Origin of the sequence: Arenimonas sp. (assembly GCF_022842045.1) — a bacterium.
In the GTDB taxonomy this organism is placed as follows: Bacteria; Pseudomonadota; Gammaproteobacteria; order Xanthomonadales; family Xanthomonadaceae; genus Arenimonas.
The window spans coordinates 89,133-109,557 of sequence record NZ_JALHQI010000002.1; the positions used below are offsets into that span (position 1 = coordinate 89,133).

General features: G+C 69.5%; 21 protein-coding genes. 17 read left to right on the top strand and 4 right to left on the bottom strand.

Translation table 11 applies throughout. The annotated features are described in order from the left end of the window. The first annotated feature begins 33 nt into the window (after positions 1-33). Entirely contained in the window at positions 34-1,032 is a 999-nt protein-coding gene (locus Q0C12_RS01275) for a magnesium and cobalt transport protein CorA (protein WP_290885066.1), read from the top strand. A 22-nt stretch (positions 1,033-1,054) separates the two neighbouring features. Here the strand turns inward: Q0C12_RS01275 and Q0C12_RS01280 are convergent, their stop codons facing one another. Next, positions 1,055-1,249, bottom strand: a complete 195-nt coding sequence (locus Q0C12_RS01280; protein ID WP_290885068.1) for a hypothetical protein — start codon at positions 1,247-1,249, stop codon at positions 1,055-1,057. Between the two features lie 121 nt (positions 1,250-1,370). Between Q0C12_RS01280 and hemN the strand changes: the two genes are divergently transcribed. The 5 genes from hemN (at position 1,371) to Q0C12_RS01305 (ending at position 7,688) form a co-directional block, all read left to right on the top strand. Beyond that, entirely contained in the window at positions 1,371-2,765 is a 1,395-nt protein-coding gene (gene hemN / locus Q0C12_RS01285) for an oxygen-independent coproporphyrinogen III oxidase (RefSeq protein ID WP_290885070.1), read from the top strand. Positions 2,766-2,799: 34 nt separating this feature from the next. Beyond that, on the top strand, positions 2,800-3,546 hold the full coding sequence (locus Q0C12_RS01290; protein ID WP_290885125.1) for a helix-turn-helix domain-containing protein: 747 nt from the start codon (positions 2,800-2,802) through the stop codon (positions 3,544-3,546). A gap of 96 nt (positions 3,547-3,642) precedes the next feature. After that, complete coding sequence (locus Q0C12_RS01295) at positions 3,643-5,922, top strand: nitric-oxide reductase large subunit (protein ID WP_290885072.1); 2,280 nt, start codon at positions 3,643-3,645, stop codon at positions 5,920-5,922. 142 nt (positions 5,923-6,064) lie between these two features. Continuing rightward, on the top strand, positions 6,065-7,276 hold the full coding sequence (locus Q0C12_RS01300) for an NnrS family protein (protein WP_290885075.1): 1,212 nt from the start codon (positions 6,065-6,067) through the stop codon (positions 7,274-7,276). Between the two features lie 10 nt (positions 7,277-7,286). Then, positions 7,287-7,688 carry a SirB2 family protein gene (locus Q0C12_RS01305; protein ID WP_290885077.1) on the top strand — a complete coding sequence of 134 codons (402 nt, stop codon included), beginning with the start codon at positions 7,287-7,289 and terminating at the stop codon, positions 7,686-7,688. A 12-nt stretch (positions 7,689-7,700) separates the two neighbouring features. On the opposite strand, the gene fabB is transcribed toward Q0C12_RS01305, so the two are convergent. The 3 genes from fabB to Q0C12_RS01320 all read right to left on the bottom strand — a co-directional run bounded on the left by fabB (position 7,701) and on the right by Q0C12_RS01320 (position 10,747). Beyond that, positions 7,701-8,909, bottom strand: a complete 1,209-nt coding sequence (gene fabB, locus Q0C12_RS01310) for a beta-ketoacyl-ACP synthase I (RefSeq protein WP_290885080.1) — start codon at positions 8,907-8,909, stop codon at positions 7,701-7,703. A gap of 2 nt (positions 8,910-8,911) precedes the next feature. Then, a complete protein-coding gene (gene fabA, locus Q0C12_RS01315; protein WP_290885083.1) occupies positions 8,912-9,427 on the bottom strand; it encodes a 3-hydroxyacyl-[acyl-carrier-protein] dehydratase FabA in 516 nt (171 codons plus the stop codon). A 123-nt stretch (positions 9,428-9,550) separates the two neighbouring features. Further along, entirely contained in the window at positions 9,551-10,747 is a 1,197-nt protein-coding gene (locus Q0C12_RS01320) for an alginate export family protein (protein ID WP_290885086.1), read from the bottom strand. A gap of 241 nt (positions 10,748-10,988) precedes the next feature. Between Q0C12_RS01320 and nirK the strand changes: the two genes are divergently transcribed. The 11 genes from nirK to Q0C12_RS01375 form a co-directional block, all read left to right on the top strand. Continuing rightward, entirely contained in the window at positions 10,989-12,512 is a 1,524-nt protein-coding gene (gene nirK, locus Q0C12_RS01325; protein WP_290885090.1) for a copper-containing nitrite reductase, read from the top strand. 1 nt (position 12,513) lies between these two features. After that, a complete protein-coding gene (locus tag Q0C12_RS01330; RefSeq protein WP_290885093.1) occupies positions 12,514-13,311 on the top strand; it encodes a formylglycine-generating enzyme family protein in 798 nt (265 codons plus the stop codon). Beyond that, a complete protein-coding gene (locus Q0C12_RS01335) occupies positions 13,308-13,895 on the top strand; it encodes an SCO family protein (protein ID WP_290885095.1) in 588 nt (195 codons plus the stop codon). The genes Q0C12_RS01330 and Q0C12_RS01335 overlap by 4 nt, the downstream gene beginning before the upstream one ends. A gap of 103 nt (positions 13,896-13,998) precedes the next feature. Beyond that, positions 13,999-15,444 (top strand): cytochrome-c oxidase, cbb3-type subunit I, encoded by a 1,446-nt coding sequence (gene ccoN / locus Q0C12_RS01340; RefSeq protein WP_290885098.1) that lies wholly within the window; start codon positions 13,999-14,001, stop codon positions 15,442-15,444. 10 nt (positions 15,445-15,454) lie between these two features. Further along, a complete protein-coding gene (gene ccoO / locus Q0C12_RS01345) occupies positions 15,455-16,060 on the top strand; it encodes a cytochrome-c oxidase, cbb3-type subunit II (protein WP_290885101.1) in 606 nt (201 codons plus the stop codon). Positions 16,061-16,065: 5 nt separating this feature from the next. Continuing rightward, positions 16,066-16,209: a CcoQ/FixQ family Cbb3-type cytochrome c oxidase assembly chaperone gene (locus Q0C12_RS01350; RefSeq protein ID WP_290885104.1), complete on the top strand. Its 144-nt coding sequence runs from the start codon at positions 16,066-16,068 to the stop codon at positions 16,207-16,209. Further along, positions 16,206-17,138 (top strand): cytochrome-c oxidase, cbb3-type subunit III, encoded by a 933-nt coding sequence (gene ccoP, locus Q0C12_RS01355; RefSeq protein WP_290885107.1) that lies wholly within the window; start codon positions 16,206-16,208, stop codon positions 17,136-17,138. Before Q0C12_RS01350 ends, ccoP begins: the two co-directional genes overlap by 4 nt. Then, the gene (locus Q0C12_RS01360) at positions 17,135-17,431 is read left to right on the top strand and encodes a hypothetical protein (RefSeq protein ID WP_290885110.1); all 297 of its coding nucleotides are present in this window, start codon (positions 17,135-17,137) and stop codon (positions 17,429-17,431) included. Before ccoP ends, Q0C12_RS01360 begins: the two co-directional genes overlap by 4 nt. A 3-nt stretch (positions 17,432-17,434) precedes the next feature. Beyond that, positions 17,435-18,991 (top strand): 4Fe-4S dicluster domain-containing protein, encoded by a 1,557-nt coding sequence (locus Q0C12_RS01365; RefSeq protein WP_290885113.1) that lies wholly within the window; start codon positions 17,435-17,437, stop codon positions 18,989-18,991. Then, the gene (locus Q0C12_RS01370; protein WP_290885116.1) at positions 18,988-19,485 is read left to right on the top strand and encodes a FixH family protein; all 498 of its coding nucleotides are present in this window, start codon (positions 18,988-18,990) and stop codon (positions 19,483-19,485) included. The genes Q0C12_RS01365 and Q0C12_RS01370 overlap by 4 nt, the downstream gene beginning before the upstream one ends. Next, a partial coding sequence (locus Q0C12_RS01375; protein WP_290885119.1) for a heavy metal translocating P-type ATPase metal-binding domain-containing protein occupies positions 19,482-20,425 on the top strand: 944 nt, incomplete at its 3' end. The genes Q0C12_RS01370 and Q0C12_RS01375, both read left to right, overlap by 4 nt.

Below are 20,425 nucleotides of genomic sequence, written 5' to 3' on the forward strand. Positions count from 1 at the left end.
GCCGGCCCCGGCCCCGCGGCCGATGATGCCGGCATGGAAACCACGCTCCCCGCCACGCCCGCCTGCGTCGTCAACTGCGTCCGCTATGGCCGCGACGGCAGCCGCCGCGACCTCCGGCTCGACGAGATCAGCGACGTGCTGGCCGTGGATGACGGCAGCTTCGTCTGGGTCGGCCTGTACGAGCCGGAAGAAGCGCTGCTCGACAAGCTGCAGGAGGAGTTCGACCTGCACGACCTGGCGGTGGAGGATGCGCACCACGCGCACCAGCGCCCGAAGATCGAGGCCTACGGCAATTCGTTGTTCATCGCCGTGCACACCGCGCAGGCGCTGGACGGCAAGGTTTCCTTCGGCGAGACGCACCTGTTCGTGGGCGCGCGCTACCTGGTCACGGTGAGGCACGGCACCTCGCTGTCCTACAGCACGGTGCGCGCCCGCTGCGAGCGCGAGCCGGAGCTGCTGGCGCTGGGCCCCACCTATGGCCTCTACGCGGTGCTCGACTATATCGTCGACAACTACATGCCGATCGTCGACGAGTTCCGGGAGCAGCTCAACGACCTGGAGCAGGACATCTTCGCCGAGAACTTCAGCCGGCAGACCGTCCGCAAGCTCTACGAGCTCAAGCGCGAGCTGACCCGCCTGCGGCTGGCGGTCGCGCCGATGCAGGACATCACCGGCCAGCTCACCCGCGTGCACACGCAGATGGTGGGCGAGGAGATGCGGCTCTACTTCCGCGACGTCTTCGACCACACGCTGCGCGTGAACGACGCCACCGACACCCTGCGCGAGATGCTGACCGCGGCCATGTCGGTGAACCTGGCCCTGGTCACCGTGGCCCAGGGCGAAGTGGTGAAGCGCCTGGCCGGCTGGGCCGGCCTGCTGGCCGCGCCGACCCTGATCGCCAGCTGGTACGGCATGAACTTCGAGCACATGCCCGAGGTCGGCGGACGCTACAGCTACTGGATCCTGATCGGCGCCACGGCGGCCATCGTCGGAGGCCTGTTCATCCTGCTGCGGCGAGCGCGCTGGATCTGAGCTCGCACCGGCCCGCCCGGGCTCACGGGCCGCGGGCGCGCATCATCGCATCGGCGAACTCGAAGGCCTGGCGGGCCAGCGCATCGCGCTCGAGCCTCGGCACGCCCGCCTGCTTGGGCGCCTGGATGAGCGCCGCGGCGACGTGGGCGGCGAACAAGTCGCGCGGGCTGGGTGCGGACTCCGGCGCGGCCGGGGGTTTCGGGGGGGTCGGGCTCATGGTCGCTCCAAGCGTGGAAGAAGGCGCAGAGCGTGCCCCCCGGCGGGGAACGCCGGCGTGACGGGAGCTTGCTTGACGCGGGTCAAGGCGGGCTGGGCGGGGCTTGCCTAACCTGCGGGCCATGACCGCCATTCCTCCCTTCGACGCCGAGCTGCTGCGCCGCTACGACCGGCCAGGGCCGCGCTACACCTCCTACCCGACCGCGCCGCAGTTCAAGACCGGCTTCGGCGAGGCCGAATTCCGCCGCGCCGCGCAGGGGAGCAACGAGGACCCGATCCCGCGCCGGCTGTCGCTGTACGTCCACGTGCCGTTCTGCTTCAGCCCCTGCTTCTACTGCGGCTGCAACCGCATCATCACCCGCGACTTCAGCCGGGCCGGGCCCTACCTCGACCGCCTGGTCCGCGAAGCGGCGATGCTGGGCCCGATGTTCGACCGTGACCGCGACGTGATGCAGCTGCACCTGGGCGGCGGCACACCGAACTTCCTCACCCCGCACCAGATCGGCGAACTGCTCGACACCCTGGGCCGGCACTTCCACTTCAGCCAAAGCCCGGCCCGCGATTTCTCGATCGAAATCGACCCGCGCGTGATCAAGCCCGGCGATATCGAGGCCCTGGCCGAGCTGGGCTTCAACCGCGCCAGCCTCGGCGTGCAGGACTTCGACCCGGCCGTGCAGGCCGCGGTGAACCGCATCCAGTCGGTGGAGGAAACCAATGCGGTGATCCGCAACTGCCGCCGCAGCGGCTTCCGCTCGGTAAACGTGGACCTGATCTACGGCCTGCCGCTGCAGACCCGCGAGGGCTTCGAGCGCACGCTCGACACCGTGATCGCCGCACGGCCCGACCGCCTGGCCGTGTACAGCTACGCGCACATGCCGCAGCTGTTCCGCCCGCAGCAGCGCATCGACGAAAGCCAGCTGCCCAGCGCCGAGGAGAAACTGGGCCTGCTGCAGCTGTCGATCCAGAGGCTCTCGGCCGCCGGCTACCGCTACATCGGCATGGACCACTTCGCCCTGCCCAGCGACGACCTCAGCCAGGCCCAGGCGCAGGGCAAGCTGCACCGCAACTTCATGGGCTACACCACCCACGCCGATTGCGACCTGATTGGCCTGGGCGTGAGCGCCATCAGCCACGTCGGCGACACCTACAGCCAGAACCCGCGCGACCTGCCCAGCTGGGAGATCGCCATCGACGAGGGCCGGCTGCCGACCTGGCGGGGCATGGCCCTGGACGCCGACGACGCGCTGCGGGCCGACGTGATCCAGCAGCTGATGTGCCACGGCTCGGTCGAGTTCGCGCCGCTGGAGCTGCGCCACGCGATCGACTTCCGCGAGTACTTCGCCGAGGACCTGGGCCGGCTGGCGCCCCTGGTCGCCGACGGCCTGGTCGTGGTCAAGTCCGACCGGGTCCGGGCCACCGAGCGCGGCCGCCTGCTCGTGCGTATCATCGCCGCATGCTTCGACCGCTACCTGCACCAAGCCCAGGCCGCACCCGTCCGCTTCTCGAAAGCGATCTGACCGCCCCCGCCGCCTGGAGCCGCCCGTGAGCCCAATCGCCCGCCGGCGCGCCGTGCCTTCGCCCGCCGCCGCCGACGACGGCGACGAGCTGCGCTTCTGCAGCACCTGCGCCTTCTCCGACGCCTGCCAGTCCCAAGGCTACGGGAAGTCCGACCTGATGGACCTGCACGTGCTGGTCGAGCACATCGGACCGTTCCACGAGGGCGACCACATCTTCCGGGAGGGCGACGACTTCAACGCCATCGCCGCGGTCCGCGCCGGCACGGTCAAGACCTACGTGCTCGACGCTTCGGGCCACGAGCAGGTGCTGGGCTTCCATCTGCCCGGCGAGATCATTGGCCTGAGCGCGATCAGCCAGTCGCGCTACCCCTGCAACGCGGTGGCGCTGGACACGGTGATGCTGTGCCGCTTCTCCTTCCCGAAGATGGCGGTGCTGGCCACGCGGATGCCCGGCCTGCAGGCCCAGCTGTTCAAGCTGCTCAGCGAGGACATCGGCAAAGCCTCGCTGCTGGCCGGCGACTTCACCGCCGACGAGCGCATGGCCGCTTTCCTGGTGGCGCTGTCGCGCCGCTACGCACGCCGGGGTTTCTCGGCCACGCGACTGCACCTGACGATGACGCGCACCGACATCGCCAACTACCTGCGCCTGGCCCCGGAAACGGTGAGCCGGGTGCTCAAGCGCCTGCAGGAAGACAAGCTGGTCCACGTCGACCGCCGGGAACTCGAGATCCTCGACCCGGCCCGCCTCGAAGCCCTCGCCCTCCACGTCCTCCGCCACTGACGTGACGTGCGCCTTGCGTACGCCGGCTTGACTTGGGTCAGGGACGGGGCGGGACGGCGGGCCGACCATGGCGGCGACTTGAACCGGAGAGCCGTCATGAGCAGTACCCGCAAGCTATGGATCGCACTCGCGACCCTGCTCGCCGTCTCGTTTTCCGTCCTGCTATGGGTCGGCGGCGAGATCCACCGCGAGATGCCACCCGTGCCCGAACAAGTGGTCACGGCCAGTGGCCAGGTCGTCTTCACCCGCGCCGACATCGAGACCGGCCGCCAGGTCTGGCAGACCACCGGCGGCCAGCAGCTCGGTTCCGTGTGGGGCCACGGCAGCTACGTCGCCCCCGACTGGACGGCCGACTGGCTGCACCGCGAATCGGTCGACATCCTCGACCAGTGGGCCCGCCGGGACTATTCCGTCGCGGGCTTCGACGCGCTTGGCAAGGGCGAACAGGCGGCGCTGACCGCCCGCCTCACCGAAATGATGCGCGCGAACACCTACGACGCGGGCTCGAAGTCTGTGGTGATCAGCAACGACCGCGCGCTGGCCATCAGCAACGTTTCCGCCCATTACCAAAGCCTGTTCGGCAACGACCCGGCCACCGCGGTGCTGCGCGAGAACTACGCGATGAAGAACAACACCGTCGCCGACGCCGGGCACCGGCGCGCGATGACGGCGTTCTACTGGTGGACGGCCTGGTCGGCCGTCACCCAGCGCCCGGGCAAGGAAATCACCTATACCAACAACTGGCCGCACGAGCCGCTGGTGGGCAACGTGCCGCCGTCGAACCTGTTCCTGTGGACGGTGTTCAGCGTGCTCTTCCTGCTGGCCGGCGTCGCGCTGCTGGGCTGGCACTACGCGGTGAACCACAGCCGCGAAGAGCCACCGCTGCAGCTCCCGGCCACCGATCCGCTGGCCAAGGTGGTGGTGACGCCGTCGATGAAGGCCACGGCCAAGTACTTCTGGGTCGTGATCGCGCTGTTCCTGGTGCAGATCCTGCTGGGCGCGATCACCGCGCACTACCAGGTCGAGGGCCAGGAGGCCTACGGCTTCGCGCTGGCCGAATACCTGCCCTACTCGCTCACGCGCACCTGGCACACGCAGCTGGCGGTGCTGTGGATCGCGACCGCCTGGCTGGGCATGGGCCTGTACATCGGGCCGGCGATCTCCGGGCATGAGCCGAAATTCCAGGCCCTCGGCGTCCACATCCTGTGGGTCTGCCTGATCATCATCGTCGTCGGTTCGTTCGCGGGCCAGTGGTTCGCGGTGATGCAGAAGCTGGGCCTGGCCCACAACTTCTGGTTCGGCCACCAGGGCTGGGAATACGTGGACATCGGCAGGTTCTGGCAGTGGTTCCTGTTCATCGGCCTGGGCCTGTGGCTGACGCTGGTGGGCCGCTGCCTGGTGCCCGCCATCCGCCAGGGCGGCGAGTCGAAGTCCATCACCACCCTGCTCTTCCTGTCCACCGTCGCGATCGGCCTGTTCTACGGCGCCGGACTGATGTGGGGCGAGCACACGCACCTGTCGATGGTCGAGTACTGGCGCTGGTGGGTCGTGCACCTGTGGGTCGAGGGCTTCTTCGAAGTGTTCGCCACCGCGGTCATCGCCTTCCTGTTCACCAAGCTGGGCCTGATCAAGAACAGCACGGCCACGGTGGCGGTGCTGTTCGCGACCATCGTGTTCATGGCCGGCGGCGTGCTGGGCACCCTGCACCACCTTTACTTCACCGGCACGCCGGTGGCGGTGATCGCACTGGGCGCCTCGTTCTCCGCGCTCGAGGTGGTGCCGCTGGCCTACGTCGGCTTCGAGGCCTACCACACCTTCAAGCTTGGCCACGCCACGCCGTGGATGCAGCGCTACAAGTGGCCGATCCTGTTCTTCGTCGCGGTCGCGTTCTGGAACCTGGTGGGCGCCGGCCTGTTCGGCTTCCTGATCAACCCGCCGCTGCCGCTGTACTACATGCAGGGCCTGAACCTGACCCCGCTGCACGGCCACACGGCGCTGTTCGGCGTGTACGGCATGCTCGGCATCGGCCTGATGCTGTTCTGCCTGCGCGGCATGAAGCCGGATGCGATCTGGCCCGAGGCGCCACTGCGCACCGGGTTCTGGGCGCTCAACATCGGCCTGGTCGGGATGGCGCTCTTCACCCTGCTGCCGATAGGCGTGCTGCAGCTGGTCGCGGCCATCGACCACGGCTACTGGTTCGCGCGTTCGGCGGACTTCATGCAGCAGCCCATCATCGAGATGCTGGTGTGGATGCGGGTGCCGGGCGACACGATCTTCAGCGTGGGCGCCGTGTCCATCGCCTGGTTCGTGGCGCGGCTCTGGATCTCGCCGACGAAGGCTCCGGCCATCGAGGTGGCGACTGACGCCGCGCGCTGAACGCAGGTAGTGAAACCACCGGGCGGGGCCGACGAATCGGCTCCGCCCCTTTCTTTCCGCGGGATCGATTCGGGCCACCCTGCTCCCTGTGGGAGTGACTTGGGTCAAGGCGCGCCGGGCGGTGGCTTGGCAGCATGGCGGCATGGATACGAAACGCACGCATTCGCCAGGTTTGTCGGCGCTGGCCGCGGCGCCGCACCGGCTTCTTTTCTTCGTCGGCGCGGCCAACGTGCTGGCGGCGATGGGCTGGTGGACAGGCTGGCTGGGCGGCTGGCTGCCGACGCCCAGCGTGCCGGCCGGCTGGATGCACGCCTTCGTGATGCAGTACCAGGTGCTGCCGACCTTCATTTTCGGGTTCCTGCTGACGGTGTTCCCGCGCTGGATGGCGCAGGCCGAGGCGAGCCGGTGGCATTACCTGCCGGTCGGGCTGGGCCTGGTCGCAGGACAGGGGCTGGTGCTCGCGGGACTGACGACCGGCTCGGCGATGCTGGTGCACGTGGGCGTGATCAACACGATCGCGGGCTGGGTGGCGGCGATGGTGGTGCTGGCCGGGTGGCTGGCCAGCGACCGCAGCGGCAACTGGCATGCGATCTCCTGCTTCGGCGGCCTGCTGATGGGCCTGGCGGGCCTGCTGGCCTTCGCCGCCTACCTGCATATGCCAGGCGAGCCGCGGCTGGCGTTCGCGATGCTGAAGATCGGCACCTTCGGGCTGCTGGTGCCGGTGTACGCCACGGTGGCGCACCGGATGTTCCCCTTCTTCGCCGGCAACGTCGTCGCCGGCTATGTTTCGTGGCGGCCGATGTGGCTGCTCGCGGTGGCCTGGCCGCTTTGGCTGGGGCACCTGGCGCTCGAGCTGGCGCATCTCCACCCGTGGCTGTGGCTGGTGGACCTGCCGCTGCTGGCGCTGGCGGGTCTCACGATGTGGCGCTGGTGGCCGCGGGGCAAGTCGCCGCCGCTGCTGATGGTGCTGTTCATCGGCTACGCCTGGCTGCCGATCGCGCTGGCGCTTTATGCGGCGCAGAGCCTGTGGTTCCTGGGCACCGGCGAGTTCACGCTGGGACGGGCGCCGGTGCACGCGATTTCGGTCGGCTTCTTCGGCAGCCTGCTGGTGGCGATGGTCACGCGCGTGACCCAGGGCCACTCCGGGCGGCCGCTGGTGCTGGGCAGTGTCCCCGCGCTCGCCTTCGCCGGCATGCAGGTCGTGTCGGTGGTTCGCATCGGCGCCGAACTGACGGCGAATCCAGCGCCCTGGTTCCTCGCCGCCAGCGTCGGCTGGCTGGGGGTCTTCCTGCCCTGGGTGCTGCGCTCGCTGTGGATCTACGCCACGCCGCGCGTCGACGGCCGGCCCGGCTGAGGCGCTCGCGATGATCGCCTTCTACCTGCAGATCAAGCTCGTGCACGTCGCCGCGGTGCTCGCCAGCGGCGGACTGTTCGTGGTGCGCGGCGCACTGGGGCTGGCCGGCGTTCGCTGGGCGATGGCGGCGCCGCTGCGCTACCTGAGCTACACCATCGACACCGTGCTGCTGACGGCGGCGCTGATGCTGCTGACCGCGCTCAAGCTCAATCCCCTCGTGGTGCCCTGGCTGTCGGTGAAGCTGGTGCTGCTGGTGGTCTACGTGGTGCTGGGCAGCCTGGCGCTCAAGCGCGCCCGCACCCGGCGGGCGCGGGCGCTTTGCTACGCCGCGGCGCTGGCCACCTTCGCGTTCATGTACTTCGTGGCGCGCACGCATCATCCGCTCGGCCTCCTGCAGGGCCTCGCGGGCTGACACCGGCCGGTGTCAAGCGCGGCCGAACACCAGGGTCGCGTTGGTGCCACCGAATCCGAAGCTGTTGGACATCACCGTGTGCAGTTCCGCAGCACGGGATTCGCGCAGGATCGGGAAGCCCTCCACCCGGGGATCCAGGCGATCGATGTTGACCGAGCCGGCCATGAATCCCTCGCGCATCATCTGCAGGCAGTAGATCGCCTCGTGCACGCTGGCCGCGCCAAGGGAGTGGCCCGAGAGGCCCTTGGTCGAAGACAGCGGCGGCACCGCGTCGCCGAACACGGCGCGCACGGCCTCGAGCTCGACCACGTCGCCCAGCGGCGTCGAGGTGCCGTGGGTGTTGAGGTAGTCGATCGGCGCCTCGACGCCCTCCATCGCCATCCGCATGCAGCGCACCGCGCCCTCGCCCGAGGGCGCCACCATGTCGGCGCCGTCGGAGGTGATGCCGTAGCCCAGCAGTTCGGCATGGATGCGGGCGCCGCGGGCGCGCGCGTGCTCGTACTCCTCGAGCACCAGCATGCCGGCGCCACCGGCGATGACGAAGCCGTCGCGGTCGGCGTCATACGGGCGCGAGGCCTGCGCCGGCCGGTCGTTGAACCCGGTGGACAGCGCGCCCATCGCGTCGAACTGCAGCGTGAGGCCCCAGTGCAGCTCCTCGCCGCCGCCGGCGAACATGATGTCCTGGCGGCCGCTGCGGATCATGTCGGCGGCCAGTCCGATGCAGTGCGCCGAGGTCGCGCAGGCCGCGCCGATCGAGTAGCTCATGCCGCGGATGCCGAAGCCGGTGGCGAGGTTGGCCGACACCGTGGAGGTCATCGTCTTGGGCACCATGTACGGACCCACCTTGCGCACGCCGCGGTTGCGCAGCAGGTCGGCCGCCTCGACCTGCCACTGCGCCGAGCCGGCGCCCGAACCCGCGACCAGGCCGGTTCGCGGGCTGCGTACCTGTTCGTCGTCCAGGCCGGCATCGGCGATCGCGGACTGCATCGCCACGTACGCGTAGGCCGCCGCATCGCCCATGAAGCGGCGCAGCTTGCGGTCGATGGCGGCTTCGGCGTCGAACACCGGCCGGCCGCCCACGTGGCTGCGCAGGCCCATCGCCACCGCGTCCTCGAGCAGACCGATCCCAGGCCTCCCCTCGCGGAGCGCGGCGCCAACCGTGGCGAGGTCATTGCCCAGGCAGGACACGATGCCCATGCCGGTGATCGCGATGCGGCGCATGCTCAGAACCCCTCCGTCGAAGTGAACAGGCCAACGCGGAGATCCTTCGCGGTGTAGATCTCGCGACCGTCCACGCGCATCGCGCCGTCGGCGATCACCAGCGAAAGCTTGCCGCGCACGACGCGCCGGATGTCGATCTCGTAGGAAACGAGCCTGGCGGTCGGCAACACCTGGCCGGTGAACTTCACTTGCCCCACGCCGAGCGCACGACCGCGGCCGGGCTCGCCCTGCCAGGGAAGGAAGAAGCCCGCGAGTTGCCAGAGCGCATCCAGGCCCAGGCAGCCCGGCATCACCGGATCGCCCTGGAAGTGGCAGGCGAAGAACCACAGGTCCGGGCGGATATCGAGTTCGGCACGGATGACGCCCTTGCCGTTCGCGCCACCGTCGGCGCGTATCTCGGTGATGCGGTCGAACATCAGCATCGGGTCGGCCGGCAGGCGTGCGTTGCCCGGTCCGAACATTTCGCCGCGCGCACAGGCGAGCAGCTGGTCGCGGTCGTAGGAAGCGGCTTGGATCATGGATTCATTCGCACTGCAAAAAAATGCATTCTGCAATGCGATGCTCACCGTTCGCGCCAGTATTGTTGTCCCATCCTCCGTACGCCTGCGTAGTGTTGAGGTGCGGATGACGCGCGATGTCGCCTAGGGCCAGGCCCACTCGACCTGCAGCCAGAGCTTGCGCGTGTCGCGTGCGAAACCATGGCTTCGATAGTCGGCAAATTTCGCCAGTCCGGTCAGGCGCGCCGTCAAGGGAATGGACAGCGAGGCGTCCCACTCGTGGCCGTAGTCGATGCTGCCCCGGTCGGACCGGTAGTCGTGCCAGGCGACCGTCCATGCCAGCGTGTCCGCCAGCCGCCCGGCACCGAATTTTCCAGACACGCTGGCATAGCGGTCATCAAGTCCGTTGGCCGGCGTGACGAGGAACTTGTCGGCCCAGCCGTTGAACGCATGCAGCGTGGCCAACGGCGTCTGGAAGGCCGTGGCGCCATTGCCGCCCAGCTGCTCCCATCCCAGCTTCCAGGTCAGCCCGCCCGCGACCAGGGAAGGCTCGACCAGGAAATAGTCGGCGTCGGTGGTGCTCGGGTTGCCGGCATGGTCTTGCTGGTTGGCGACTTCCAGCGTCCAGCCGAAGCCGGCCTTGCCGAAGGTTCGCTGGCTGTTCCAGCGCAGGCCCAGCGTTCGGGTGGAGGCCGCCGCCACGTCCCGGTCCTCGTGCCAGTAACCGTAGCCGGTGAGGCTGCCGCCGCCGAACTGCCAGCCAAGATTCACAAGGTGCGTGTCGAGCCGGCGTTCGCGCGCCAGCGGGTCGCGCGCCTGGTCGCCGAACACGCGGTGGACGCGGTCGAGCCACGCATAGCGCAGCACCAGGCCTTCACGCAGGGTTGCGTCGGCGGCTAGGCCGTCGAACGTCTGTTCGTTCTGGCGCCAGCCGACATTGCCGACGAAGCGGTGGTTGTCGAAGCCGAGGCGCTGCCGACCCAGCGTGCCGCCGCCGCGCTCGCCACGCCAGCGCAGCCAGGCCTGGTTGATCTCCAGCGCGCGGGCATCGGGCACCGCGGGGTAGGCGGTCTTGCCGTTGGCGCCGGAGTTGAAGCGGTCGCTTAGCTCCGCGACGCCTTCGCCCTCGAAGCCGGTGCTGAAGCCGTGCGCCAGTGCGCGGCTCCAGCCCAGGCGCAAGCGCAGCGTGTCGGCGGCGGCGCTGCGTGCCAAGGCATGGTCGTCCACCGCTTCGTGGCGGAAACGAAGGTTCGCCGTCCAGCCATCCGCGGCGGTGGCGGGGAGGGCGGCTTGCAGCGCGAGCAGCCCCAGGGAAAGTGGCAGGCATGGCTTCAGGGTCATGGCGCGGTCCGTCGTGGGCCCGGTTCGGGCCACCACGATGCTGGCAGGCGTGCACGCGCCTTCCCCTGAGCCAGGTCAAGCGGCACGCACTCCGTCGCGGGATTTCGCGGACCACATCGCCGCCCCGGGGGCAAAAACTCGGCCGGCGCCCTCGACTTGACCTATGTCAGGGAGATGGCCCCAGCGTTTGCCGACACTCTCTCCCAGGTTGAACGCATCAACACTTGCCCGGAGACGCACGATGAAACGCCAGCTGCTCGCCCTCTCGATCGCCGCCCTGCTCGCGCTGCCGGGCTGCCGCGACAACCCCAACGCCAACCTCGACTCCCGCGGCCAGGCCACGGCCAGCGCCGACGCCGGCGACACCGGCGGCTCGCGCAAGGGCGATTTCGGCCCGCCGCAGGGCGAGCCGGTCGAGGCCGTGCTGACCAGCCCGCCGCTGGTGCCGCCGGCCACCGGCCGCGACTACCCGGCCAAGGTGGTGGTGAACCTCGAAGTCCGCGAAGTCGACATGGAGATCTCCGAAGGCGTCACCTACACCTTCTGGACCTTCGGCGGCACCGTGCCCGGCAGCTTCATCCGCGTGCGCCAGGGCGACACGGTGGAGTTCCACCTCAACAACCACCCCGACTCGAAGATGCCGCACAACATCGACCTGCACGGCGTGACCGGGCCGGGCGGCGGCGCCGCGTCCACGTTCACGGCTCCGGGCCACAGCTCGCAGTTCACCTTCAAGGCGCTCAACGCCGGCCTCTACGTCTACCACTGCGCCACCGCGCCGGTGGGCATGCACGTGGCCAACGGCATGTACGGCCTGATCCTGGTCGAGCCGCCCGAAGGCCTGCCGCCGGTGGACAAGGAGTTCTACGTGATGCAGGGCGACTTCTACACCACCACCAAGTACCGCGAGAAAGGCTACGCGCCGTTCGACATGCAGAAGGCGATCGACGAGAACGCCACATACGTGCTGTTCAACGGTGCCGAGAACTCCATGACCGGCGACAACGCGCTCAAGGCCAACGTCGGCGAGAGCGTGCGCATGTACGTCGGCAACGGCGGCCCGAACCTGATCTCGAGCTTCCACGTGATCGGCGAAATCTTCGACAAGGTCTGGTTCGAGGGCGGCACGAAGTACCAGGAGAACGTCCAGACCACCCTGATTCCGGCCGGCGGCGCCGCGATGGCCGACTTCCACCTGGAGGTGCCGGGCAGCTACGTGCTGGTCGACCACTCCCTGTTCCGCGCCTTCAACAAGGGCGCGCTGGCGATCCTGAAGGTGGACGGCGCCGAGAACCCGGCCATCTACTCGGGCAAGGAAGTCGACGAGGTCTACCTCGGCGACAAGGCCGGCAGCATGGCGCCGGTGGCGGCCGCGGCCGCGGCCAACGCGGCCGGCACGCTCACGCTGGAGGACCAGGTCGCGGCCGGCCAGGCGCTGTTTGCCGGCACCTGCTCGACCTGCCACCAGCCGGACGGCAAGGGCCTCGCGGGCGTCTTCCCGCCGCTGGCCCAGTCCGACTGGATGACGCGCTCGCACGCCGAGCTGGCCGGCATCGTGCTCAACGGCCTCACCGGCCCGATCAAGGTCAACGGCCAGGACTACAACTCGGTGATGCCGCCGATGAGCCAGCTCACCGACGACGAGGTCGCCAACATCCTCACCTACACGCTCAACAGCTGGGGCAACCCGGGGGGCCGCGTGAGCAAGGAGGACGTGGCCAAGGTGCGCGCCAGCACCGAGCGCGGCGAAGGCGCGGCGCACTGACATGCGCGCCGGCCTCCTAGCGATGTCCCTGCTCGGCATCGGCGCCTGTGCCGGTGCCGTCGCGGCCGGTGCCGACAATGCCTGGCGCACGCTGCCGGGTGGCGAGTTCGCCTCGGTGCTGCGCTACGAGGACACCGGCGGCAAGGTGACGCTGCCGGGCTTCGCGCTGCAGCAGCGGCCGGTCACGAACGCCGACTACCTGGCCTTCGTGCGCAAGCACCCGCGCTGGCAGCGCGGCAAGGCGCCGGTGGTGTTCGCCGAGTCGCGCTACCTCGAGCACTGGGCCGGTCCCACGGAACTCGGTGCTAACGCACTTCCGGAGCAACCGGTCGTGATGGTCAGCTGGTTCGCCGCCCAGGCCTACTGCGAGTCCATCGATGCCCGCCTGCCGACCTGGTCGGAGTGGGAGTACGCCGCGGCCGCCGACGAAACCCGCGCCGACGCCCGCAGCGACCCGGCCTGGCGCGAGCGCATCCTGGCCTGGTACTCGGTGCCCTCGGGCCGGCCGCTGCCTCCGGTGGGCCAGTCCGCGCCCGACGTGCACGGCATCCAGGACCTGCACGGCCTGGTCTGGGAATGGGTCGAGGACCACTCGGCCATGCTGGTCTCGGGCGACAACCGCGAGCAGGGCGACCCCGACGCGCTGCGCTTCTGTGGCGCAGGAGCACTGAGCATGGACGACCGCGAGAACTACGCCGTGCTGATGCGGGTGGCCATGCTGTCCGCGCTGGAGGGCGACGACACCACGAAGAACCTGGGCTTCCGCTGCGCCCGCGACCTGCCCGGAGCCGCCCCATGACCCGCCTGCTGCGCACCCTCGCCCTGGCCTGCCTGCTGCTGCCCGGCCTCTCCACCGCCGCGCCGGCCGCCTTGCCCGACGATTCGATCTACCTGCTCGACGATGCCTTCAGCGACCAGGCCGGCAAGCCCTTCGTGCTGGCCGACCGCCGCGGCAAGCCGCAGCTGGTGGCGATGTTCTACACCTCCTGCCGCTACATCTGCCCGCTGATCGTGGACAGCGCCAAGGGCGTCGAGCACCAGCTCACGCCGGAGGAGCGCAGCCGCCTGGGCATCCTGCTGGTCAGCCTGGACCCGGCCCGGGACGACACCGCAGCCCTGGCCTCGGTGGCCGGCAAGCGCAAGCTTGACCCGGCCCGCTGGACCCTGGCCCGCACCGAGGCCGCCGGCGTGCGCCGGGTGGCCGCCCTGCTGGGCATCCGCTACCGCGCCCTGGCCGATGGCGAGTTCAACCACTCCAGCGCCCTCGTGCTGCTGGACGCCGAGGGCCGGGTGCTGGCCCGCACGGAAAAGCTGGGCGCGGTGCCGGATCCCGCCTTCCTTGCCGCCGTCAAGGCCGCGCTCGCGCACCCGACCGACGGCTGAGCCCGGCCCGGCCCGAGCGCCACCCTCCGTGTGAATTGACCTCGGTCAAGCCGGGGTCCAAACGTGCTGCGGATAATCACGCAACGAAACCGGGGATGATCCGATGGCGCTGGACAACAAGGTGGAAACCTACAACGACAAGGTCGTCATGCAGTTCGCGGTGATGACGGTCGTCTGGGGGCTGGTGGGCATGACGGTCGGCGTGCTGATCGCCGCCCAGCTCTACTGGCCCTCGCTGAACTTCGACACCGCCTGGCTGAGCTTCGGCCGGCTGCGGCCCCTGCACACCAATGCCGTGATCTTCGCCTTCGGCGGCTGCGCCCTGATGTCCACCAGCCTGTACGTGGTCCAGCGCACCTGCCACGTGCGGCTGATCTCGGACAAGCTGGCCGCCTTCGTGTTCTGGGGCTGGCAGGCGGTGATCCTTGCCGCGGCCATCTCGCTGCCGCTGGGCTACACCCAGGGCAAGGAGTACGCCGAGCTGGCCTGGCCGATCGACGTGCTGATCACACTGGTCTGGGTGGCCTACGGCATCGTCTTCTTCGGCACCATCGCCAAGCGCCGGGTCCGGCACATCTTCGTCGCCAACTGGTTCTACGGCTCCTTCATCATCGCCGTGGCCCTGCTGCACATCGTCAACTCGCTGGCCATCCCCGCCGGCCTGATGCACAGCTACCCCCTCTACTCGGGTGCCGTGGATGCCATGGTGCAGTGGTGGTACGGCCACAACGCGGTCGGCTTCTTCCTGACCGCCGGCTTCCTCGGGATGATGTACTACTTCGTGCCGCGCCGCGCCGGCCGGCCGATCTACAGCTACCGGCTCTCGATCGTGCACTTCTGGGCGCTGATCGCCATCTACATGTGGGCCGGCCCGCACCACCTGCACTACACCGCCCTGCCCGACTGGGTGCAGAGCGTGGGCATGGTGTTCTCGCTGATCCTGCTGGCGCCCAGCTGGGGCGGCGCGATCAACGGCGTCATGACGCTCTCGGGCGCCTGGCACAAGCTGCGCACCGACCCGATCATCAAGTTCCTGATCGTCGCCATCTCGTTCTACATGATGAGCACCTTCGAGGGCCCGATGATGTCGATCAAGACCGTCAACGCGCTCAGCCACTACACCGACTGGACCATCGGCCACGTGCACTCCGGTGCGCTGGGCTGGGTGGCCATGATCTCGATCGGCTCGATCTACATGGTGATCCCGCGCTGCCTGGGCCTGAAGGAAATGGCCTCGGTCAAGCTCATCGACCTGCATTTCTGGGTCCACACCATCGGCGTGGTGCTGTACGCGGCCTCGATGTGGATCGCTGGCATCGGCCAGGGCCTGATGGCGCGCGCCTCCAACGCCGACGGTACGCTCACCTACGCCTTCGTCGAGATCGTCAAGTTCAACTACCCCTACTACATGATCCGCTTGATCGGCGGCGTGCTGGTGGTGGCCGGCATGGTGCTGATGGTGGTGAACATGTGGCGCACGTTCCAGCAGGCCAAGGGCCTGGTGGCCGCCCCGGTGCTGCCCGCCGCCCCCGAAGCCAGCCACGCGTAAGGACACGGACATGAGCCACGAGAAACTCGAGACCAACATCGGCTGGATGGCGATCCTGATCGCCGTCGTCATCTCCTTCGGCGGCCTGGCCGAGATCGTCCCGCTGATGTACCAGGCGGAAACGGTGAAGCCGCTGCCGGGCATCAAGCCCTACCCGCCGCTGGAACTGGCCGGCCGCGACATCTACGTGCGCGAGGGCTGCTACAACTGCCACTCGCAGATGGTGCGCACGCTGCGCCACGAGACCGAACGCTACGGCCACTACTCGCTGGCCGGCGAGTCGGTGTACGACCGCCCGTTCCAGTGGGGTAGCAAGCGCACCGGCCCCGACCTGGCCCGCATCGGCGGCCGCTACTCCGATGACTGGCACCGCGTGCACCTGATCAACCCCCGCGACGTGGTGCCGGTGTCGAACATGCCCGGCTACCCGTGGCTGGCCGAGACCCCGGTGGACCCGGGCGCGGTGGCGCGCAACATGCGCGCGCTGCAGCGCATCGGCGATCCCTACACCGACGAGGAGATCGATGGCGCCGCCGCCGCGGTCGCCGGCAAGTCCGAACTCGACGCGCTCATCGCCTACCTCCAGGGCCTGGGCAAGCACGCACCAAAGGGGTGACCGACATGATTTCCGGAATCCTCACCGTCATCGCCCTCGTCGCGTTCATCGCCGGCGCCGCCTATGTGTACAGCGCCAAGCGCAAGCCCGAGTTCGACGAAGCCTCCCGCATTCCCCTTGATGAAGACCAGAGCGAGAACACCCCATGACGACCGGCTGGTCCCTCTACGTCATCTTCCTCGTGGTCCTGAACATCGTGGCCACCACCTGGCTGCTGTGGTGGACGGCGCGCAAGCGCAAGTCCGACGGCAACAAGGACGCCGAAACCACCGGCCACGTCTGGGACGGTGACCTCACCGAGTACAACAAGCCGCTGCCGAAGTGGTGGATCAACCTGTTCTACCTGACCATCATTTACTCGGTCGGCTACCTCATCTGGTACCCGGGCATGGGCAACTTCGCCGGCACCTCCGGCTGGACATCGGCCGGCGAGCACGACGCCGACAAGGCCGAGGCCGATGCGAAGCTCGCGGAGGCCTTCGGCCGCTTCGACGGCATGCCGATCGACCAGATCGCCAAGGACCCGGCCGCGGTCGCGTTCGGCGCCAGCCTGTATGCCAACCACTGCGCCATGTGCCACGGCTCGGATGCGCGCGGCGCCAAGGGCTTCCCCAACCTCACCGACGCCGACTGGCAGTGGGGCGGCTCGCCCGACGACATCCTCACCACCATCCTGCACGGCCGCCAGGCGGCGATGCCGGCCCTGGCCCCGGCCGTCGGCGGCGACGTCGGCGTGACCGAAGTCGCGGCCTACGTGCAGAGCCTGTCGGGCATCAAGGCCGACCCGGCGCTGGTGGCGGCCGGCAAGGCGAAGTTCGGCGGCGTCTGCGCCGCGTGCCACGGCATCGAGGGCAAGGGCAACCCGGCCCTGGGTGCGCCCAACCTGACCGACGACGCCTGGCTGTACGGCAGCGACTTCAACAGCATCCGCGAGGCGATCACGCTGGGCCGCAACGGCATGATGCCGGCGCACCTGCCCATCATCGGCGAGACCCGCACCCGCCTCGCGGCCGCCTATGTCTGGTCGCTGTCGCACGGCGACGCGGCCAACGCCGGCGAGCCGTCGGGAGCCCCATGAGGCTCGAAGCCGAACGCGGCTTCGACCACCCGCCCCGGCCGCTGGCGCAGCGGCTCGGGGCGATCCTGTGGCCGAGCTTCTTCGCGGCGGGCGTGGCGACGATGGTGTTCTTCGCCTTCGTCGACCCGCTGCAGCTGCGCGACCTGACCTTCCCGCACCTGGAGATCAGCCGCGGCGTGGGCTACACGATCGGGTTCTTCACCTTCTGGGCGTGCACGGCCAGCTCGAGCCTGTTCACCTGGATCCTGCTCAGGCCGGCTAGCCGCTTCAACCGCCCGCTGCCGAAGGACTGATCGATGGCAGGCAAGATTCCCGTCGAGCTGGTGGATGAGGTCGGCCTCTACGTCTCCGAGCGCAAGGTCTATCCGCGCGAGCAGGGCGGCTTCTTCCAGACGCTGCGCAAGGCCGCGGTGTTCTGGCTGCTGGGCATGTACTACGGCTTCGCCTGGCTGCAGTGGGACGACCGCCAGGCGGTGCTCTGGGACCTGCCGGCGCGCAAGTTCTACATCTTCGGCCTGAGCTTCTGGCCGCAGGACTTCTTCTACCTCGCCCTGCTGCTGATCATGGCCGGGCTCACGCTGTTCTTCTTCACCGCGCTGGCCGGCCGGCTGTGGTGCGGCTACGCCTGCCCGCAGACGGTGTGGACCGAGGTCTTCATCTGGATGGAGCGCTGGACCGAGGGCGACCGCAACAAGCGGATGAAGCTCGACGCCGCGCCCTGGAGCCGCGAAAAGCTCTTGCGCAAAGGCTCCAAGCACGTGCTGTGGCTCGTGTTCGCGCTGTGGACCGGCTTCACCTTCGTAGGCTACTTCACCCCGATCCGCGACCTCGCGGCGCGGATGGTGCCGTTCGAATGGGGCGGCTGGGAGACGTTCTGGGTGCTGTTCTACTCGCTGGCCACCTGGGGCAACGCCGGCGTGCTGCGCGAGCAGGTGTGCAAGTACATGTGCCCGTACGCGCGATTCCAGAGCGCGATGTTCGACCGAAACACCCTGATCATCGCCTACGACCCGATGCGCGGCGAGCCGCGCGGCGCCCGCAAGAAGAACGCCCTGGCCAGCGTGCTGCAGCGCGCGCGCGGCCTGCTGCCGATGGACATCGCCACCAGCGCGGTGGTGCACGCCGCCCAGCACCGCAGCGCCGCCGACCTCAAGGCCGGCGCCCGCGCCACCACCGGCCTGGTGGTCGACGCGCAGGAGGGCCTGCCGCCGCCGCCCGAGGTGAACTCGCCCGAGGACCTGGGCGACTGCATCGACTGCACGATCTGCGTGCAGGTCTGCCCGACCGGCATCGACATCCGCAACGGCCTGCAGTACGAGTGCATCGCCTGCGGCGCCTGCGTGGACGCCTGCGATTCGGTGATGGACAAGATGGGCTACCCGCGCGGCCTGATCCGCAACACCACCCAGAACGCGCTCGACGGCAAGCCCTCGCGCATCCTGCGGCCGCGCATCCTGGTGTACGGCACCCTGCTGCTCCTGCTGCTGGTGGGCTTCGGGGTCGGCATCGCCACCCGCGCGCCGCTGCTGGTGGACGTGATCCGCGACCGCAATGCGCTCTACCGCGTCGCCGCCGACGGCAGCATCGAGAACGCCTACCTGCTGCGCATCGTCAACAAGGAAGACCGCCCGCACGTGTTCACCGTTCGCATCGAGGGCGCCCCGGACATCGTGCTGGTGGAGGCCGGGGCCACCCACGCCGCCGCCGCCGGGGAAGTGCTGACGGTGCCGGTGACGCTGCGCGCCCCGGCCGGCCGCGTGAGGGGCCGCGCCGACCTTCGCTTCGTGGTCGACAGCGACGCCGAGGGCGTGCAGGCTGTCGAGGAAACCCGCTTCTTCGGCCCGATCCCATGACCGACACGCCCGCCCGCCAGTGGCACCGCAATCCGGTGGCCTGGCTGATGATCGCCATCCCCGCCGCCACCGTGGTCGCCGGTTTCTGGACGCTGTGGCTGGCCGCCAGCGAAAGCGGCGTCGACACCAACCCCGACAAGGTCCGGCGCACGGCGCAGGTGCAGGTCACTTCGCTCGCGCCCGACGAGGCCGCGGCGCGACTGGGCCTGTCGGCCGAGCTCGCGTTCGACGACGGCGGCGTGCTGGTGCAGGTGCTGCCGGGTTCCGGGCCCGTGGCGCCGCGGCTGCAGCTGGTGCATCCGATCGAATCGAGCCTGGACCGCGAACTGGTGCTGTCGCCGCACCCGCGGGGCTGGCACGCGGCGGGGGCCTTGGTCGGGAAAGAGGCCTGGCACCTCCGCCTGGTCGCCGCCGACGGCAGCTGGCGCCTGGTTGGCCGCTACCGGCCCGGTGATACCGCGCTTCGGCTGGAGCCCGCGGTCAGCGCCGAATGAACCGCCCGCCCGGCCCCGCCTGCTTCCACTGCGGCGAGCCCCTTCCCCCCGACCCGCCCCGGGTCACCGTCGCCGGCGAGGCGCGCGCCGTCTGCTGCCACGGCTGCGGTGCCGCGGCGCAGTGGATCGCCGACGCCGGGCTCGACGACTACTACCGCCTGCGGCGCGAGGATGGTGCCCGCGTGGACGAAGCCGCGCCCGACTTCGCCAGCTGGGACCGCGCCGACGTGCAGGCCGGCCACGTGGTGCGCACCGCCGAAGGCGACCAGGTCACGGTGGTGGTGGAAGGCATGCGCTGCGCCGCCTGCGCCTGGCTGATCGACCGCGCGCTGGTGCGCGAGGACGGCGTGCTGGAGGTCGGTGCGAACGCCATCACCGGCCGCGTGCGGCTGCGCTGGGATCCCGCGCGCGCCCCCCTGTCGCGGCTGCTGTCGCGGCTGGCCGCGCTCGGCTATCGCCCGCACCTCGCGCAGGGCGAAGCCGCCGAGCGCGAGCGCCGCCGCGAACGCAACCGCCTGATCGCACGCCTGGGCGTGGCGGTGCTGGGCGCGACCCAGGCGATGATGTTCGCGGAGGCGCTCTATCTCGACACCGCCAACGAAATGGCGCCGGCCACGCGCGACTTCTTCCGCTGGATCACCTTCCTGGTGTCGACGCCGGTGGTGTTCTTCTCCGGCTGGCCCTTCCTGGCCGGCATGGCCGTGGAGCTGCGGCACCGGCGCCCGGGCATGGACACGCTGGTGGCGAGTTCTGTGCTGCTGGCGTATTTCGCCAGCCTGTTCGAAACCCTGCGCGGCGGGCGTCACGTCTGGTACGACGCGGCAGTGATGTTCGTGCTGTTCCTGCTGGCCGCGCGCTTCCTCGAGCTGATGGCGCGGCGGCAGGCCAGCGCGCGGCTCGACACGCTGGCGCGGGCGCAGCCGGCGCTGGCCTGGCGCCG

Coding starts and splice junctions, on each gene's coding strand:
- Q0C12_RS01275 (WP_290885066.1), top strand. CDS start 34: ATGGAAACCACGCTCCCCGCCACGCCCGCCTGCGTCGTCAACTGCGTC.
- Q0C12_RS01280 (WP_290885068.1), bottom strand. CDS start 1,249: ATGAGCCCGACCCCCCCGAAACCCCCGGCCGCGCCGGAGTCCGCACCC.
- hemN (WP_290885070.1), top strand. CDS start 1,371: ATGACCGCCATTCCTCCCTTCGACGCCGAGCTGCTGCGCCGCTACGAC.
- Q0C12_RS01295 (WP_290885072.1), top strand. CDS start 3,643: ATGAGCAGTACCCGCAAGCTATGGATCGCACTCGCGACCCTGCTCGCC.
- Q0C12_RS01300 (WP_290885075.1), top strand. CDS start 6,065: ATGGATACGAAACGCACGCATTCGCCAGGTTTGTCGGCGCTGGCCGCG.
- Q0C12_RS01305 (WP_290885077.1), top strand. CDS start 7,287: ATGATCGCCTTCTACCTGCAGATCAAGCTCGTGCACGTCGCCGCGGTG.
- fabB (WP_290885080.1), bottom strand. CDS start 8,909: ATGCGCCGCATCGCGATCACCGGCATGGGCATCGTGTCCTGCCTGGGC.
- fabA (WP_290885083.1), bottom strand. CDS start 9,427: ATGATCCAAGCCGCTTCCTACGACCGCGACCAGCTGCTCGCCTGTGCG.
- Q0C12_RS01320 (WP_290885086.1), bottom strand. CDS start 10,747: ATGACCCTGAAGCCATGCCTGCCACTTTCCCTGGGGCTGCTCGCGCTG.
- nirK (WP_290885090.1), top strand. CDS start 10,989: ATGAAACGCCAGCTGCTCGCCCTCTCGATCGCCGCCCTGCTCGCGCTG.
- Q0C12_RS01330 (WP_290885093.1), top strand. CDS start 12,514: ATGCGCGCCGGCCTCCTAGCGATGTCCCTGCTCGGCATCGGCGCCTGT.
- Q0C12_RS01335 (WP_290885095.1), top strand. CDS start 13,308: ATGACCCGCCTGCTGCGCACCCTCGCCCTGGCCTGCCTGCTGCTGCCC.
- ccoN (WP_290885098.1), top strand. CDS start 13,999: ATGGCGCTGGACAACAAGGTGGAAACCTACAACGACAAGGTCGTCATG.
- ccoO (WP_290885101.1), top strand. CDS start 15,455: ATGAGCCACGAGAAACTCGAGACCAACATCGGCTGGATGGCGATCCTG.
- Q0C12_RS01350 (WP_290885104.1), top strand. CDS start 16,066: ATGATTTCCGGAATCCTCACCGTCATCGCCCTCGTCGCGTTCATCGCC.
- ccoP (WP_290885107.1), top strand. CDS start 16,206: ATGACGACCGGCTGGTCCCTCTACGTCATCTTCCTCGTGGTCCTGAAC.
- Q0C12_RS01360 (WP_290885110.1), top strand. CDS start 17,135: ATGAGGCTCGAAGCCGAACGCGGCTTCGACCACCCGCCCCGGCCGCTG.
- Q0C12_RS01365 (WP_290885113.1), top strand. CDS start 17,435: ATGGCAGGCAAGATTCCCGTCGAGCTGGTGGATGAGGTCGGCCTCTAC.
- Q0C12_RS01370 (WP_290885116.1), top strand. CDS start 18,988: ATGACCGACACGCCCGCCCGCCAGTGGCACCGCAATCCGGTGGCCTGG.